Source organism: Haloarcula sp. H-hyl6, from assembly GCF_056934455.1.
Window position 1 is genome coordinate 1134528 of the sequence record NZ_JBRIIK010000001.1, and the last position, 14266, is coordinate 1148793.

Below are 14266 nucleotides of genomic sequence, written 5' to 3' on the forward strand. Positions count from 1 at the left end.
TGCATCTACCCATGCCGAGACGGGCGGTTTTGTTATGCTGGGAGAACTCCACGACGGGCGTGGACGGGCCGCCCTTACCGCTGCCTAGGGACGTGTTAGCTCAGTCGCTGCGATACTCCTTGCGGAACCCGCGGAACTCCGTCCGGTGGGCCTCCTCGTCGGCGAGGACGGTGACCGCGAGGTCCTCCGTGACCGGGTCGTTGGCCGCCTCGGCGGCGTCGATGAGGTCGCGGTAGGTCTGGATGGCGTCGTTCTCTGCGTCGAGGACGCCCTCGATGACCGACAGGACGTCAGTCGACTCCTCGGGTGGTTGGAGGGAGTCCTGTCGCGCGACGAACTCCGCCGACCCCGGGGGCTGGGCGTCGAGTTGCTTGAGACGCTGGCCCAACTGTTCGGCGTGACCCAGTTCCTCCTGGATGTCCTGCTGGAGGCTCTCCTTTATCTCCTCGGCGCGGACGCCGTCGAGGACGATGGCGTTCGTCTGGTAGTTCATCACCGTCTCCATCTCGTCGCCGTACGCCTTTCGCAGCAGTTCGATGACGCGGTCGTCTGCCATGCCACCCGCTTCGGGCGGGACACGTAAACAAGGCGGGGTCAGTGCAATCGAGGTACAACCCGCCTACCGCGTCCGTGGACTCGTGCCGGCTGAGACGGGGACCCCGGAGGTGTCAATAGGCCTGACGGTGGCGCAAGAGTAATACGCGTGTTCGGCCTGATACCCCACTATTACCGAAGCGAAGTCGAGCGACGAGGCGTCGGCCGACCCCCGTCTCCGCGAGGAGTGTCTCGAACGTGTCCCCGGGACCGGCGCCGACGGCGACGTCGTCCTCGTCGGCACCCTCCACGACCACCCTGCCAGCGCGTACCGCGTGCAGTCGGTGGTCGAGGAGGAGTCCCCGGCCGTTCTCGCACTCGAACTCCCGCCGCTCGCGGTGCCCCTGTTCGAACACCACGCGAGCGACGCGCTGACGCCGCCGACCTTCGGCGGGGAGATGAGCGCCGCGATACAGGCGGCCGAGGACGCCGACGTGGTCGGCATCGACGGCCCCACCCCGGCGTTCCTCGGGCGGGTCGCGGCCGCGCTGTTCCGGGAACGAGCGTCGCTCGACACCGTCCGGGAGACGGGGCAGGCCGTCCTCTCGGTGACGCGAACCGCCGTCGTCCGTCGGATGGCCGCGACGGTGGCCGCGCTGACGGCGATGCGGGTGGCCGTCGACGCGCCGACGGTGTACGACGCCGGGTGGAGCGACGACGCCCAGCGACAGGCCACCGACGAGCAAGAGCGGATGCGGACGGCCGAAGCGATGCTGGCGGCGTTCGACCCACCGCCCGCCGCCACCGTTCGTACGACGGCCCGCGAGCGACACATGGCCGACCGACTGGCGACGCTCCGGTCGCGGGGTGACGTGGTCGCCGTCGTCGGGATGGCCCACGTCGACGGCGTGGCCGCCCGCCTCTCGGCGTGACCGCCCGCCTCTCGGCGTGACCGCCGACCGAAGCGGTCGACCCCCGGTCGTGCGCCCACCGAACACGACCGGCCCCCGCTCTTAACGAGTGACGGGGTAGAACGCGCAAGTATGAGCGAGACACGGGAGAGCGAGCGAATCACGGTGTACTCCGACTACGTCTGCCCGTTCTGTTACCTCGGGCGCGAGTCCCTGCGACAGTATCAGGCGACGCGGGAGTCCGCCCTCGAAATCGACTGGCACCCGTTCGACCTGCGGAGTCAGAAGCGCAACCCGGACGGCACCATCGACCACTCCGTCGACGACGGGAAAGACGACGAGTACTACGAGCAGGCCAAGCAGGGCGTCCGCCGCCTGCAGGAGAAGTACGACGTGGAGATGGACGTAGACATCGCCACCGACGTCGACTCCCTGCCCGCGCAGGTCGTCTCCTACTACGTCGAGGACCACTACGACTACGAGACGTGGCTGGAGTTCGACGTCGCCGTCTTCGAGGCGCTCTGGCAGGCGGGGCGGGACATCGGCGACGAGGACGTACTGGTCGAACTCGCCGAGGACGCCGGCGTCGACGTAGACGAGGTGCGCTCGACGCTCGACGACGACGACCTCCGGGCGACGGTCCGCGAGCAGTTCGCCGCGGCGCGGCGGCAGGGCGTCACGGGCGTCCCGACGTTCGCCTACGACGGCTACGCCGCTCGCGGCGCGGTGCCGCCCGAACAGCTCGAACGGCTGGTCGAAGGGACCTAGACGACGCGGTTTTGCAGCGGCTCCCCGCGGGCCGCCCGTTCGACGTTCTCGCGGACGAGGCCGGCGACGTCCTCGTGATAGTGGTTCGTGAACGCCGCGCAGTGCGGTGACATGATGACCTCCTCGTAGCCCCACAGCGGGTGGTCCTCGGGGAGCGGTTCCTCCCAGTAGGCGTCGATGGCGGCCCCCGCGATACGGCCGTCCTCAAGCGCCGAGAGCAGTGCGTCCTCGACGACGACGTCGCCGCGAGCGACGTTGACGAGGTAGGCGTCGTCGGGCATCGCGTCGAGGACGGTGGCGTCGACCAGCCCCTCGGTGGCGTCGGTCAGCGGCACCGCGAGGACGACGAACCGAGCGTCGGCGACGGCGGCGTCGAGTTCGTCGGGCGTGTACACCCGCTCGACGCCCTCAACGGGGTCGCCCGATCGCCGGACCCCGACCACGTCCATCCCCAGCGCGTCGGCCCGTCGGGCGATGCCCTGCCCGATGGTGCCCAGACCGACGACACAGACCCGCTCGCCGGTCAACGTGAAGGGCACCTCGTAGGCCTCGTGGTCCCAGACGCGCTCGTGCTGTTGGTCCCGGTAGACGTGGAGTCGTCGGGCGAACATCGTGAGGTAGCCGACCACCGTCTCCGGCACCGTGTCGCCGTGGATGCCGGTGCTGTTCGTGAGGACGGTGCCGCTCGCCTCGTAGGCCGCCGTGTCGAACTCGTCGTAACCGGCCCGCACCCCGTGGACCCACGCCGCGTCGAGGAACGCCTCGCGGGGCGAGAAGGTGACGACGCAGTCGCCGGGGCCGTACGTCTCGCCGTCCTCGACAGGTTCGACGGGCACGGAGAGCGACGACAGCGACTCGACCAGCGCCGACAGCGGGAACGCTCGACCGGCCGACTCGTGGACCGCGATTCGCTCGATGTCCATACCGATTCGTCGTAGAGCGGCGTGTTAGTGGTTTCGCGGTAGGCGGGGTCGGGAGTGGGTGCAGGAGTACTACGATGGAGAGCGAGAGAGGGGCGGCGTGCTACTCGAACCTCGAGGGAGCAAGCGGTCGGACTCGTTCTCGTCCGTGAGTATGTCTCAAATCGACTGGTCCGAACTGAACGCCGTTTCCCCCTCGTCGGCTGGCTCGAGCTCGTAGCGCCCACTCTCGTCGGCGTACAGCCCGCCGTCGCATCGTCGCCGTCGACGGCGACCATCTCGTCGTCGGGCGCACCGAAGTACGCCTCGCCGAACGTCGGGTCGCCGACGCCCGGGCTACTACCTTTCGGTGGACGTCGGTGACGGCCACGATAGCGTCGCTACGCGACTCGCGTGGAAGCGGTGTGTGCCGCCACCGAACCGGTGCGTAGACCCGAGGGTGGCGACGGTGGCACAGAGAGAACGGTCGACCGACGCCGCTAGCGACGGCCGGTACGGGCTTCGACGCGCATCTGGACGTAGCGGTCAGCCCACGTCGCTACGTGGGTCCGGATAGCCCGCGTTACCGTCGCGATGAGTCCGTCCGTCGGGGCGCGGTCGACTGCGTCGTGACTGTCGTCGTAGGACTGCTCTGCCTCCATGGGCCCCTCTGGAAAACTCATTACATCACGATTTTTCACGGCCGGTACAATAAACGTTAGGGACTTATGACCACGCACGCGAACGCAGGCGTGTTCATTGATTATTGGCCCTCCAGAGCGCCTGTCCCTCACGAATTATGTTCCAGCCGTCGGTCCAGACGACAACGCACTTATGTCCCGATTCACTACACTGGTTTCACGATTCAATGACCACGTCGTCATCGTCCGGTAGCATCCAGAAGACCTTTCTCAAGTACCAACACGTCTTCGTGTTCCTCGCGCCGCTGGCGTTCGTGGTGGGGGTGTACTTCTTCGCACCCACCAGCGGGTCGGGGGCGGGCTACTGGCTCGAATACTGGTGGTTGTTCCTCGCGTTCATCACCGGCGCGACCATCGTCAACACGGTCGGCATCAGCGGGTCGGCACTGTTCGTGCCGTTCCTCATCTTCCTCTTCCCGGTCATCGCCGGGGAGACGCTCACGCCGGAGACACTGGTGAAAATCGGGCTCATCAGCGAGTCGTTCGGCCTCTCCAGTTCGGCGCTGGCGTTCATCCAGTACGGGCTGGTCGACCGCCGACTGGCGCTCTCGCTCGTCCTCGGGGGCATCCCGTTCGTCGTCGCCGGCGCGCTCCTCTCGTTCGTCATCCCGGCACCGGTGTTCCACGCGCTGTTGGGACTGGCGCTCATCGCCGCGTCGTTCCTGCTGTTCAAGGCCGACCTCGGCCACGAGGAACCCGGCGCCGCCGGCGACGAAGAGGCCGGCGTCTCCGCGGACGGTGGCACCGAGGCGGGTCTCCCGAACGACGACGACAAACTCGGCCCCGCCGGCGTCGAGAAAGACGAGGAGGGCACCGTCACCCGCGTCGACAGGGACGGGAACGACTACACCTACTCGCACGGCGGCTACCTCGAGCGCTTCGCCAACTACAGCGTCGGTGGCGTCTTCCAAGGGCTGGCCGGGTTCGGTATCGGCGAACTGGGCATCATCTCGATGCTCCGGACCGACGTGCCGGTCCGGGTCGCCATCGGGACCAACCACATCGTCGTCGCGACGACGGCCATCCTCGCATCGCTGGTCCACGTCTTCGGCGGCGGCCTCGTCCCCGGCGCTCACAGCATCGACCTCGCGTCGACGCCGTGGAACATGGTCGTCTGGACGGTGCCCGCGACGGCCACCGGCGGACAGATTGCTCCGTACGTCTCGGCCGCGCTCGATACGAGTCTCATCAAGAAGGGCGTCGGCGCCCTGTTCGCCGTCATCGCCGTCGCGCTGTTCCTGATGGCGGCCGGTGCCTTCTAACCGCGGGCCGTCCTGGTTTCGAGTATGTACGAGCGAATCCTACTCCCGACCGACGGGAGCGACGGTATCGCCGCGGCCGCCGAACACGCCGGCGTCCTCGCCGACCGGTTCGACGCGACGGTCCACGTCCTCTCGGTAGTCGACACGCGCAACCGCTTCGAGAGCCCCACGTCCGGCCTCTCCACCGAGGCGTGGACTGAGGCCGAGCGCGAGCGGGCCGACCACGCCATCGAGACGGCCGTCGCGGCGCTCCCCGACGACGTCGCCGTCGAGACGGCTACCGTGGAGGGCGTCCCGCGCTCCGAGATTCTCGCGTACGTCGACCGCGAGGGGATAGACATGGTCGTGATGGGCACCCACGGGCGGACCGGACTGGACCACTATCTCATCGGGAGCGTCGCCGAGAAGGTGGTCCGACGCTCGCCGGTGCCCGTCGTGACGGTCCGGTTGACCGAGGAGTAGCGCGGGCCGAGCGGACCCGAGAACCTCGTCGACGGCGAGCGCCGTCACTCACAGGTGACCGTTCAGAGCGTCGTCGACGGAGTCTGCGTCTCGTCCGATACCGTCGGCGGTCCGCCGTCGCCCGTCTCGTCCCGGAGCTGTCGGAACGCGACGGCGACGACGGCCAGCGAGAGCAGCGACGTCGGCACCTGGACGACGGTGAGAGCCAGTTGTGAGACGCCCTGTGGGAACAACAGCGACGCGACGAGGCCGACGACGCCGCCGACCAGTCCGAGACCCGCGACCAGTACGAGGAGGAGGGCGAACAGCGGAATCCAGTTCCCCCTGCCGAGGTGGTAGCTCGACCGCAGGGCGTCGACGAAGTTGCGGTCCTCGACGGCGACGTAGGGGACCAGGAAGACGAAGGCGACGTACGCGAGGATGCCGGGGACGACGAACAGGAGCGACCCGACGAACACCAGCAGACTGTAGACGAGACTGCCGACGACGAGGTTCGCCATCGCGAGCGGCACGTTCCGGGTGAACGCTCCGGTCGGGAACGACTCGCGCGCGCCGGCGACGAACGTCCGCGTGGCGACCAGCGAGAGGTACGACCCGACGAGCATCGCGACGAGGACGAGGACGGCGGCGACCGAGAGCGGCACGTCCACGACCAGCGGGAGGAACGCGACGGCCTCCTGTAGGCCCATGCGGACGTACAGCGCGGCGAGAAGGGTGTTCACCGCGCTCTGGATGCCGACCATCAGGACGAGGTACACCGCGAACAGTATCGCGCCGGTACGGCTGACCAGTTGGCGCCCCGCGTCCCGCAGGGTGGCACCGATTTGGAGGGACATCGTTTCACAGTTCTCGTCGGGGATTGAAAAGCACTCCCCCGTGGCGGCGGACCCTCAGGCCGCCTCGACGAACTCGACGAGGTCGGCCGTCGGGACGAACCCGTCGGCCCGCCGGTCGACCAGTTCGCCGTCGACGAACAGCAGGAAGGTGGGGACGCTCCGGACGTCGAACGCCTCGACGGCGTCTAAGTCCTCTCGCGGGTTGAAGACGACGACCGTGGCGTCGGTGGCGCGGGCGACGTTGTCGAGGATGGGTTCCATCGACTGGCAGATGGCACACCCTTCGGTGCGGACCATCACCAGCACCCGGTCGCTGTCGCTCAGGTACTCGTCGAGTTCGTCGCGGGTCCGGACGGTCACGGGTCGGTCGTGGTCGGTCGTGGTCATACCGGACGTAGGTGCTGGACCCGGGTAAGCGTTACAGCGGCGGTGGGGTCACCGACAGCCAGTCACGACGGACAGGCCAGTCCGTCGCCGGTCGACCGGAGCGACGACGGGGCGACGGTCCCCTCACACACCGGGTCGGCGGGGACGTTCGACCCCACCGGGTCGTCCTGTCCGGGCGGCTGGACGACCAACCCGTCGTCGGTCCGTCGCAAGTCCGGATGGACATAGGTCCGGTCCCTCGCGTCGAGGGCGACAGCGACGACAGTCCCGTCACTGTCGACGACGGGTCGGACGTTCTCGCCACCAACGGCGGCGACGTCCACGTCGTGGGCCGTGAGCCCACCCGAGTCGAGGAGCCAGACCGTGGCGTTCGAGTCGTCGAGGTCCGAGAGAGTCTCGACCCGCGCGTCGCCGTCGCCGCGGAACAGGACCGACGCGTCCGCCTGTGGGGGGCACTCGACGGCGTACTCGACGCGTCGCGGGTCGGTCGTCTCGGCGAACACGCCGGCCCCGTCGGCCGTCACGTCGAACGCGACGGTCGCGAACTGCGTGCCGGCCGACCGGCACCGTATCTCCACCGGAACGTCGAACGCCTCGCCGACGCCGAGCGCGGTTTCGGTCACGGCGTCGCTGGCCGGCACGACGGCCACGCCGTCGTCGGTCGTGGCGGTGTAGTCGACGGTGACGTCGACCGGTCGGGTGAACTGGTTCCGGACGGTCAGGAACGCCCGGTCTCCGGCGCGCGGCCCGTCGAGCGTGACTCTCTCGTCGGGATACGTCAGCGACATGTACGCGTCTTCGTCCCCGACGACGTCGACGGCCACCTGTCGGTCGGCGGAGACGGCGCTGAACCCGCCGCTCCCGACGGCGAGAGTGGCGACCAGCGCCACAGCGACCACCAGTGCGAGTCGGTCAGGCATCGTCCACCTCCGGAGGCGTCTCGCCCCGACCCAGTCGCATCCGTCGCGAGAAGTAGTAGTGCGAGAGCGATGAGACGCCGAAGGTCCCGAGCAGGAACACCGTCCACCCGACGAAGGGGACGGCGGCGAACGGCTGGACGCCGACCCACGAGAGCGTGACGAGGATACAGCCGATGGCGCTGAGACCCATGTAGTAGAAGCTCCACGGGATGTCGTAGCGGTCGACCAGTTCCAGATAGATGTCGAGGTCGTCGGCCGCGTCGGTCAGTTCGACGGTTCCGTCGCGCTGGTGGAACTCGACGACGCCCGTCTCGTCCATCTTCGGCAGGTGGAACTGCTGGAGGGACGTGTACACCGTCTTGCGTTCGCTGGCGGAGATGTCCCGAACCGCCGTCTCGTTCTCCCACGCCGCAATCTGTTCGGCGAGGTCGGACAGCGAGACCGGTCGCTCGGCGTCCTGCAGATGGTGGAGCGCGTAGCGCCGCCGGCGGTTGCTCAACATCTCGAACGTCTCGTCCCGCGAGAGTTCCGCGGGACGGGCGTCTCGCTGTGTCTCTGTCTCGGTTCGTTGCGACTGGTCGCCTGCCGACGGTGACGTAGCCTTGCTCATTCGGACATCCCACCCCAAGGGAGACGACGGTGGGCGCGAACCCACACGATAGGTGACAGTTTGCACTTCTGTTGAGAAGCGAACATGACATAAAGCTATTGACTGTTCATCATTTTCCCTCCGCTTCTGTGCCCGATATCCGGATGTGCCACTCGGGAGACAGCAGTGGCCGTCAGAACCGACGAAAACGCCGATATACGCGCTTCAAACACTGTATACCGTCTTCCACCCGCCGAGACGCGGCGCAGTATAGAGCGCCTGATTTCCCGACGTCGACGCGCAAAGGTCGTTTGCCGACGGTCAATCAGTCTGTGTGGTACTTTCAAAGTCCTTACTACAATGCGGATAGGGGGTGTGGCCTCAGGTAGCGTCCGACCCACCGGCGTTCGGTGGGGGTGGGGCGCCAAACGAGGTAGACCAACGATGCAACGACGCAAGTTCCTGATCGGAATGGGATCGCTCGCCGCCGGTTCGGCGGCTGCAATGGGTACTGGTGCGTTCGATAGCGTGCAGGCGCAGCGTGACGTCACGGTGACCACCGCTGGAGACATGGACGCCTTTCTCAAACTAGAGGCGACTAGTCAGTATGCCAACAACAACGGTGAGACGCTCGCTATCAACCTCAGCGGAGAGAGCGGGGCGCTCGGCGACGGCCTGAACAAGAGCGCGACGACGACTATCCTCAACGTCTTCAACATCCGCAACCAGGGAACCGAGCCCGTCGCACTCCACTTCGAGGAGGAGCCGCCCATCGGCCGTGGGACCGACGGCATCGAGAGCTCGCAGTGGTTCATTTCACCCGAGGACAAAACCGACCCCTCCTCCGGAGACGAGTCCGCGTCCACGTGGCCGAGCGGCCAGCCGCCGAACCTCGATGACGATAGCGAGACCGGGCGTGCGAACATCGACCTTGCGCAGTTCGACAGCCCGAGTGAGTTCCCTAACGTACTCGCCCCAGGCGACGACGTCAGCGTGGGCCTCTACATCATCATCGACGAGGACGATGACACCGACAGCACTAGCGGCGTCGAAACGGAGGACCTCAATATCGACGGGACGCTGACCGTCTTCGCCTACAGCGAGGATTCCGCGAGCGACGCCCAGTCCTAATGATAGAGAGATAGATGGAGCGACGACGATTCGTGGCATGGCTCGGCGCTGTTGTCGGCGTCAGCAGCGCAGTCGGTACCGGCGCAGTTTCGAGTGTCTCCGCAGAGCGAACTGTCTCGGTCACCACTGCCGACGACGACCGCGCACTCTTACGCTTGGAGCCTCTTACCGATAAGGGGGTTAACGACGAACCGACAGGCCGGTCAAGGACGTTCGGAACGAGAGTGTCGTTCACACTCCCAGGGACTGGACCCGGCGAAAGCACGAGCGCACAGGGGCCGGGCGTGGACTCGAGGTACCAGTTCCACAACCTCCTGCGTATCGAGAATCAGGGGACTAAGCCGGTCAAGGTGCACAGCACCTACGGTGGAGACGCATTGGCCAACCTCGCACTAGTGCGGGAGAACGACAAACTTCGCGCCGACCCGCCAGTTATCGATGTAGGCGAGTACGTCGACGTCGGCCTGTATCTCGACACCGACGGCACGGATATCGGTACGTATCACGAGACGCTGACCATCGTCGCCGAAGCCACCGACGACTGATACCGCTACACCACCACGGGGTGGTGGCATCCCAACATGCACTCTTTGAATAGTGTTTGAACACCGAAGTACAACGAGTAAGCGAGTACCCGCATAACGCCTGTCCATAGTCAGGCGTCCTGCTTGCGACTCATGACCAAACTCCTGCCCATCGTCGCCGCCCTCGCCCTCGCGTCGACAGCCCTGCTCGTCCCGACTGGCGCAGTCCCGTTCGACCCACTCGGGACCGACACAATCGGCGAGGACCTCGTCCTCCAACCGGCAGACACCGAGAACGGCGACTACGCAGTCCTGAACGAGGACGACGAGATAGAGCTCCTCCTGACGGGGTCGAACCCCTACGTCGACGGCGACGGGGTCGACGCGGACAGTCTCACGACGCTCCCCCGCGTGTTCACGATGACATACACCGGCGACCGGTACGCCGAGGTGTGGCTTACCGACGACGCCGACGACGTACGGTTCTACAGCGGTGCGGACTCGACCGACACCATCGAGAGCGCCGACCACAGCGTCAGTCTGGGGCCGGGCGAGACCGTCGCGGTCGGCCTGCGCGTCGACACCCGCGGCGACCACGACGTGGAGGACGCCCAGCAGTTCACCGTCCACGCGGGCCTCGCCGAACCACGTGACGACGAGGACGACGAGGACGACAGCTACGAACAGCAGGCAGTGACGCCGACGGGGACGTCGACAACCACGGGCAGCGAGACCGCGACCGAAACGGACACCGAGACGGCGACCACAGCCGAGACGACCGAGCAGACGGAGCGACCGACGCCGAACGGGACGGAGCGCGACCCGACCGGGTCGCCGACCAGGAGCGGGACGACGGAACTCGCCGGCCTCGGTCTCGGGCCGCTGCTGGCCGTCGTCGCCTTCCTGGCGGGACTGGTCGTGGCGCTCGTCGCGGTGCGGCGGTACAGGTGACCGATGCTCGGGGGCGACCGGACGGCGTCAACGCGACGCACGCTGTGGTCTCGGGCGACGGCCATCGACCTGCTGTTGCTGTGTTCGGTCCCCGCGGTACTGCTGGCGGTGGCGTCGCTGCCCCGCGCGACCCGCCAGTCGCTCGCGTTCGAGTACACGGCGCCGACCCTCGGGACGGCCCTCGCGTCGTCGTTCGTCCACCTCGAGACGGCCCACCTGGTGACGAATCTGGTGGGCTACGCGCTCGTCGTGCCCGCCGCGTATCTCCCGAGCGTCCTAAGCGGGGCCCGGGAGCGGTTCCGCGTCGCGTTCATCTCGTTGCTCCTCGTCTGCCCGGTCGCGCTGCCGTACCTGAACCTGGCGGTCGCGCGCCGCGGCGCCAGTCTCGGCTTCTCCGGCGTGGTGCTGGCCCTGTACGGCTACCTCCCGCTGGCGCTGGCGACCTACCTCGACCGGCAGTTCGGCGTCGGGCCGGACCGGAAGACGGCGCCGCTGCTGTTCTTCGGCGGCGTGACGGTCGTCGCGCTGCTGACGCTGGCCGCCGTCGCCACGAACCCCGTCCGGGCCCCGGTCCGTGGCGTCGTCGTCCCGGTCACGCGGGTCCTCGTCGCGACGCTGGTCGGACTCGTCGCCGCGCTCGTCCTCGTCGTGGCGCTGTACGCCCTGTCGACGGTCGACGACTGGCGGGCGGTGGGGCCGACGCTCCGCGCCGCGACGCGCCAGTCGGGGCACTTCGAACTGGCCGTCGCGGCGACGGTGGTGTTCCTCGCGGTCCCGGTCGCCACGTTCCCGGTCGACCCGGTCGTCGACGGCGCGGTCGTGAACCTCTACACGCATCTCGTCGGCTACGCGCTGGGTTTCACCGGCCCGTACGTGACGCTCGAAGTCCGGCGGTCGCTGGTCCCCTCAGCAGAGGCGTGAGCGCGCCGTCGACCCATCACCAGACTTATATGACAGCGAGACAGACACTCGGTGATGGCACTTCGGAGGGGGGTCGAGGTGGCGGTAGAGGGGGCCGTCGTCCTGTTCCTCGTCGCGATGGTCGCCGGCCAACTGCTCGGTCAGCCCGTGTTGCTCGGCTACGTCACGACGGGGAGCATGCAACCGACGCTGGAACCGGGCGACGGGTTCGTCGCCGTCCCGGCGGAGGTGGCCGGCCCCGTCGAGGAGGGCGACGTCGTCACCTTCCGCGCCGAGGAGATCCAGGGCGGCGGCCTCACCACCCACCGCGTGGTCGGCGAGACGGAGCGGGGGTACGTCACGCGCGGCGACAACAACCCGTTTACCGACCAGGACGGCGACGAACCCCCGGTGACGGAGGCACAGGTAGTCGCCGTCGCGTGGCGGCCCGGCGGCGAGGTACTGGCGGTGCCGGGCGTCGGCGCGTTCGTCACCCTGACGCAGGGCGTACTGACCGAGGGCCAGCGGCGACTGGCCGCGACGCTGGGTACGCGCTCACTCCTCGGGACGCAGGGGATGGCCTACCTGTTCGTCGGTCTCTCCGTCGCGGCGTACGTCGTGGACCTGGCGGTCGGCGGCGGCCGGCAGCGGCCCCAGCGAGACACCAGCCGCGAGACGGGGACGAGCGTCCGTCTCGTCGTCGCCGTCTTCGCGGCGGCGGTCGTCCTGTCGGCGACGGCGACGATGGTCGTCCCGGCCGGCCCACAGGAGTTCGGCGTGGTCAGCGCCGAGAGCGACTCGCCCGGCATCCGCATCATCGAACAGAGGACGACGGAGTCGACGCGGTACGTCCTGGGCAACGGCGGGTTCGTCCCGATGGTGACCTACGTCGACCCGGCCAGCGACGGCGTGGAGTTCGACCCTCGCGAGACGGTGATACCCGCCCGGTCGACGGTCAACGCGACGCTCACGCTGACCGCCCCGCCGGACACCGGCTACTACCGCTACTTCGTCGTCGAGCACCGGTACCTGCTCCTGTTGCCAGCGTCGACGATACGGTCGCTCTACGAAGTCCATCCGTGGGCGCCAATCGTCGCCATCGACGGCCTGCTGGGCGGGTCGTTCTACCTGCTCGGCGTGGCGCTCGTCGACACCGGACGGGTCCGGTCGCGGTCCCGTGACGGGCCGTCCCGCCTCGACCGCCTCCGCTCACGCCTCACGTAGTGTTAGGACCCAACAAGTTACCACACACTAACTATTATGTCTGACAGCATGCGTCGCCGGACCCGTCGGTTTCGGAGGATAGTGGCCGACAACGTCGCGCTCGTGGTCGTCTGCGTCCTGCTGGTCGGGGCCGTCGGGGGGTACCTCACGTACACCACACACGTCGCCCCCGGGACAGAGACCCAGACGCGCCAGACCGCCTCGTGGGAGTCCAGCGGTGCGTTCTCCCATCGGGCGACGGTCATGAACGGGAGTCGAGCCTTCGACGAGGGAGCCGTGCTCCGGAACCGGACAGTGTACTTCCAGCAGGTGACGCCGCGCCTGAACGGGTCGTTCGCGTACACCTATGCGGCCAGCGACGGTGGTGACCTCGGCGTTGACACCACCGTGTCGCTCGTCTTCCGGTCCGTCGAACCGAGCGAGGAGGGCGACGACACCGTCTACTGGCGCGTCGACCGGGCGCTGAACCGGGCGAGCGAACGGTCGCTGTCGCCGGGCGAGCGAACGACGGTCCCGTTCTCCGTCAACGTGAGCGAGGCCGCCGCCGAGGCGGCCCGCATCGACGACCGAATCGGCGGAACGCCGGGGACCGTCGAAGTCGCCGTCGTCGCTCGAACGACGCTCTCGGGAACCCGAAACGGTCGGTCGGTCGACGCCACCAGAACCTACCGTCTCCCGATGACGTCCGAAGGGAACGTCTACCGGGTCGAGGATCCCGGGGCGGTGACGACCTCGGGCGGCCAGACCGAGCGCGTCACCGTGCCCGCCGAGTACGGGTCGCTCCGACAGGTCGGCGGGCCCGTGCTGCTGGTCGCCGCTCTCGGCGTCCTCGCCGGCCTCGGCTACGCTCGGCGAACCGGCTGGCTCGCCGTCGCCGACGCCGAACGGGGGTGGCTCGACTACCGGTCGGCCCGCGAGGAGTTCGACGAGTGGATAACGACCGGGCGGGTGCCCCCCGAGGTCGGTGCGCCGGCGGTCGTCGACGTTGACTCGCTGTCTGGACTCGTCGACGTGGCCATCGACACCGACAACCGGGTCATCGAAGACGAGCGACGGGGGGCCTGCCTCGTCCTCGACGGGGACCGCTGGTACCGCTACGACGTCCCGACAGACCCGACGACCGAGGAACGGGATACGCTGACCGAGGCCGAAGCGGCGACCAATGGCGACAGTCCCGTCGACGCGGCGGCACGCGACATCGACCGCGCCGCGGACGACGAGGGCGACTGACGCCGGGACGCGACCGCGGGGTATTTCTACGGGCCGG

General features: G+C 68.0%; 17 protein-coding genes. 10 read left to right on the top strand and 7 right to left on the bottom strand.

The genetic code is table 11. From position 1 onward, the window contains the following. Positions 1–100: 100 nt before the first annotated feature. Positions 101–556: a ferritin-like domain-containing protein gene (locus Hhyl6_RS05980; protein WP_483738311.1), complete on the bottom strand. Its 456-nt coding sequence runs from the start codon at positions 554–556 to the stop codon at positions 101–103. A gap of 313 nt (positions 557–869) precedes the next feature. Here Hhyl6_RS05980 and Hhyl6_RS05985 point away from each other — a divergent pair, with 313 nt between their 5' ends. Both Hhyl6_RS05985 and Hhyl6_RS05990 read left to right on the top strand, forming a co-directional pair. Further along, a complete protein-coding gene (locus tag Hhyl6_RS05985) occupies positions 870–1466 on the top strand; it encodes a hypothetical protein (protein ID WP_483738312.1) in 597 nt (198 codons plus the stop codon). A 111-nt stretch (positions 1467–1577) separates the two neighbouring features. After that, on the top strand, positions 1578–2213 hold the full coding sequence (locus tag Hhyl6_RS05990) for a DsbA family oxidoreductase (protein WP_483738313.1): 636 nt from the start codon (positions 1578–1580) through the stop codon (positions 2211–2213). Here Hhyl6_RS05990 and ddh read toward each other — a convergent pair. Together ddh and Hhyl6_RS06000 are read right to left on the bottom strand one after the other, a co-directional pair. Further along, on the bottom strand, positions 2210–3136 hold the full coding sequence (gene ddh / locus Hhyl6_RS05995) for a D-2-hydroxyacid dehydrogenase (protein WP_483738314.1): 927 nt from the start codon (positions 3134–3136) through the stop codon (positions 2210–2212). The two genes, Hhyl6_RS05990 and ddh, sit on opposite strands and share 4 nt — an antisense overlap. A 476-nt stretch (positions 3137–3612) precedes the next feature. Beyond that, positions 3613–3795, bottom strand: a complete 183-nt coding sequence (locus Hhyl6_RS06000; protein WP_483738315.1) for a hypothetical protein — start codon at positions 3793–3795, stop codon at positions 3613–3615. A gap of 185 nt (positions 3796–3980) precedes the next feature. Here Hhyl6_RS06000 and Hhyl6_RS06005 point away from each other — a divergent pair, with 185 nt between their 5' ends. Together Hhyl6_RS06005 and Hhyl6_RS06010 are read left to right on the top strand one after the other, a co-directional pair. Beyond that, positions 3981–5075 (top strand): TSUP family transporter, encoded by a 1095-nt coding sequence (locus Hhyl6_RS06005; protein ID WP_483738316.1) that lies wholly within the window; start codon positions 3981–3983, stop codon positions 5073–5075. A gap of 24 nt (positions 5076–5099) precedes the next feature. Continuing rightward, complete coding sequence (locus tag Hhyl6_RS06010; protein WP_483738317.1) at positions 5100–5537, top strand: universal stress protein; 438 nt, start codon at positions 5100–5102, stop codon at positions 5535–5537. A 62-nt stretch (positions 5538–5599) separates the two neighbouring features. On the opposite strand, the gene Hhyl6_RS06015 is transcribed toward Hhyl6_RS06010, so the two are convergent. The 4 genes from Hhyl6_RS06015 to Hhyl6_RS06030 all read right to left on the bottom strand — a co-directional run bounded on the left by Hhyl6_RS06015 (position 5600) and on the right by Hhyl6_RS06030 (position 8290). Then, positions 5600–6373: a DUF7847 domain-containing protein gene (locus Hhyl6_RS06015; RefSeq protein ID WP_483738318.1), complete on the bottom strand. Its 774-nt coding sequence runs from the start codon at positions 6371–6373 to the stop codon at positions 5600–5602. Between the two features lie 54 nt (positions 6374–6427). After that, on the bottom strand, positions 6428–6760 hold the full coding sequence (locus Hhyl6_RS06020; protein ID WP_483738319.1) for a thioredoxin family protein: 333 nt from the start codon (positions 6758–6760) through the stop codon (positions 6428–6430). Between the two features lie 62 nt (positions 6761–6822). After that, entirely contained in the window at positions 6823–7680 is an 858-nt protein-coding gene (locus Hhyl6_RS06025) for a hypothetical protein (protein ID WP_483738320.1), read from the bottom strand. Beyond that, positions 7673–8290 carry a DUF7344 domain-containing protein gene (locus tag Hhyl6_RS06030; RefSeq protein ID WP_483738321.1) on the bottom strand — a complete coding sequence of 206 codons (618 nt, stop codon included), beginning with the start codon at positions 8288–8290 and terminating at the stop codon, positions 7673–7675. The genes Hhyl6_RS06025 and Hhyl6_RS06030 overlap by 8 nt, the downstream gene beginning before the upstream one ends. Before the next feature lie 423 nt (positions 8291–8713). On the opposite strand from Hhyl6_RS06030, the gene Hhyl6_RS06035 reads away from it, so the two are divergent. From Hhyl6_RS06035 to Hhyl6_RS06060, 6 genes are all read left to right on the top strand, one after another. Further along, complete coding sequence (locus Hhyl6_RS06035; protein ID WP_483738322.1) at positions 8714–9400, top strand: hypothetical protein; 687 nt, start codon at positions 8714–8716, stop codon at positions 9398–9400. 32 nt (positions 9401–9432) lie between these two features. Next, positions 9433–9945, top strand: coding sequence for a hypothetical protein (locus Hhyl6_RS06040; RefSeq protein WP_483738323.1), 513 nt, complete (start codon positions 9433–9435; stop codon positions 9943–9945). 132 nt (positions 9946–10077) lie between these two features. Beyond that, complete coding sequence (locus tag Hhyl6_RS06045; protein ID WP_483738324.1) at positions 10078–10875, top strand: hypothetical protein; 798 nt, start codon at positions 10078–10080, stop codon at positions 10873–10875. Between the two features lie 3 nt (positions 10876–10878). Continuing rightward, positions 10879–11796 (top strand): hypothetical protein, encoded by a 918-nt coding sequence (locus tag Hhyl6_RS06050; protein ID WP_483738325.1) that lies wholly within the window; start codon positions 10879–10881, stop codon positions 11794–11796. A 54-nt stretch (positions 11797–11850) separates the two neighbouring features. Beyond that, positions 11851–12999: a S26 family signal peptidase gene (locus Hhyl6_RS06055; RefSeq protein ID WP_483738326.1), complete on the top strand. Its 1149-nt coding sequence runs from the start codon at positions 11851–11853 to the stop codon at positions 12997–12999. A gap of 81 nt (positions 13000–13080) precedes the next feature. Next, entirely contained in the window at positions 13081–14229 is a 1149-nt protein-coding gene (locus Hhyl6_RS06060; RefSeq protein WP_483738327.1) for a DUF5305 domain-containing protein, read from the top strand. Positions 14230–14266 lie beyond the last annotated feature (37 nt).

Excerpts from the sequence above, each read along its gene's own strand:
- Hhyl6_RS05980 (WP_483738311.1), bottom strand. The coding sequence starts at position 556 with ATGGCAGACGACCGCGTCATCGAACTGCTGCGAAAGGCGTACGGCGAC.
- Hhyl6_RS05990 (WP_483738313.1), top strand. The coding sequence starts at position 1,578 with ATGAGCGAGACACGGGAGAGCGAGCGAATCACGGTGTACTCCGACTAC.
- ddh (WP_483738314.1), bottom strand. The coding sequence starts at position 3,136 with ATGGACATCGAGCGAATCGCGGTCCACGAGTCGGCCGGTCGAGCGTTC.
- Hhyl6_RS06000 (WP_483738315.1), bottom strand. The coding sequence starts at position 3,795 with ATGAGTTTTCCAGAGGGGCCCATGGAGGCAGAGCAGTCCTACGACGAC.
- Hhyl6_RS06005 (WP_483738316.1), top strand. The coding sequence starts at position 3,981 with ATGACCACGTCGTCATCGTCCGGTAGCATCCAGAAGACCTTTCTCAAG.
- Hhyl6_RS06010 (WP_483738317.1), top strand. The coding sequence starts at position 5,100 with ATGTACGAGCGAATCCTACTCCCGACCGACGGGAGCGACGGTATCGCC.
- Hhyl6_RS06015 (WP_483738318.1), bottom strand. The coding sequence starts at position 6,373 with ATGTCCCTCCAAATCGGTGCCACCCTGCGGGACGCGGGGCGCCAACTG.
- Hhyl6_RS06020 (WP_483738319.1), bottom strand. The coding sequence starts at position 6,760 with ATGACCACGACCGACCACGACCGACCCGTGACCGTCCGGACCCGCGAC.
- Hhyl6_RS06025 (WP_483738320.1), bottom strand. The coding sequence starts at position 7,680 with ATGCCTGACCGACTCGCACTGGTGGTCGCTGTGGCGCTGGTCGCCACT.
- Hhyl6_RS06030 (WP_483738321.1), bottom strand. The coding sequence starts at position 8,290 with ATGAGCAAGGCTACGTCACCGTCGGCAGGCGACCAGTCGCAACGAACC.
- Hhyl6_RS06035 (WP_483738322.1), top strand. The coding sequence starts at position 8,714 with ATGCAACGACGCAAGTTCCTGATCGGAATGGGATCGCTCGCCGCCGGT.
- Hhyl6_RS06045 (WP_483738324.1), top strand. The coding sequence starts at position 10,078 with ATGACCAAACTCCTGCCCATCGTCGCCGCCCTCGCCCTCGCGTCGACA.
- Hhyl6_RS06050 (WP_483738325.1), top strand. The coding sequence starts at position 10,879 with ATGCTCGGGGGCGACCGGACGGCGTCAACGCGACGCACGCTGTGGTCT.
- Hhyl6_RS06055 (WP_483738326.1), top strand. The coding sequence starts at position 11,851 with ATGGCACTTCGGAGGGGGGTCGAGGTGGCGGTAGAGGGGGCCGTCGTC.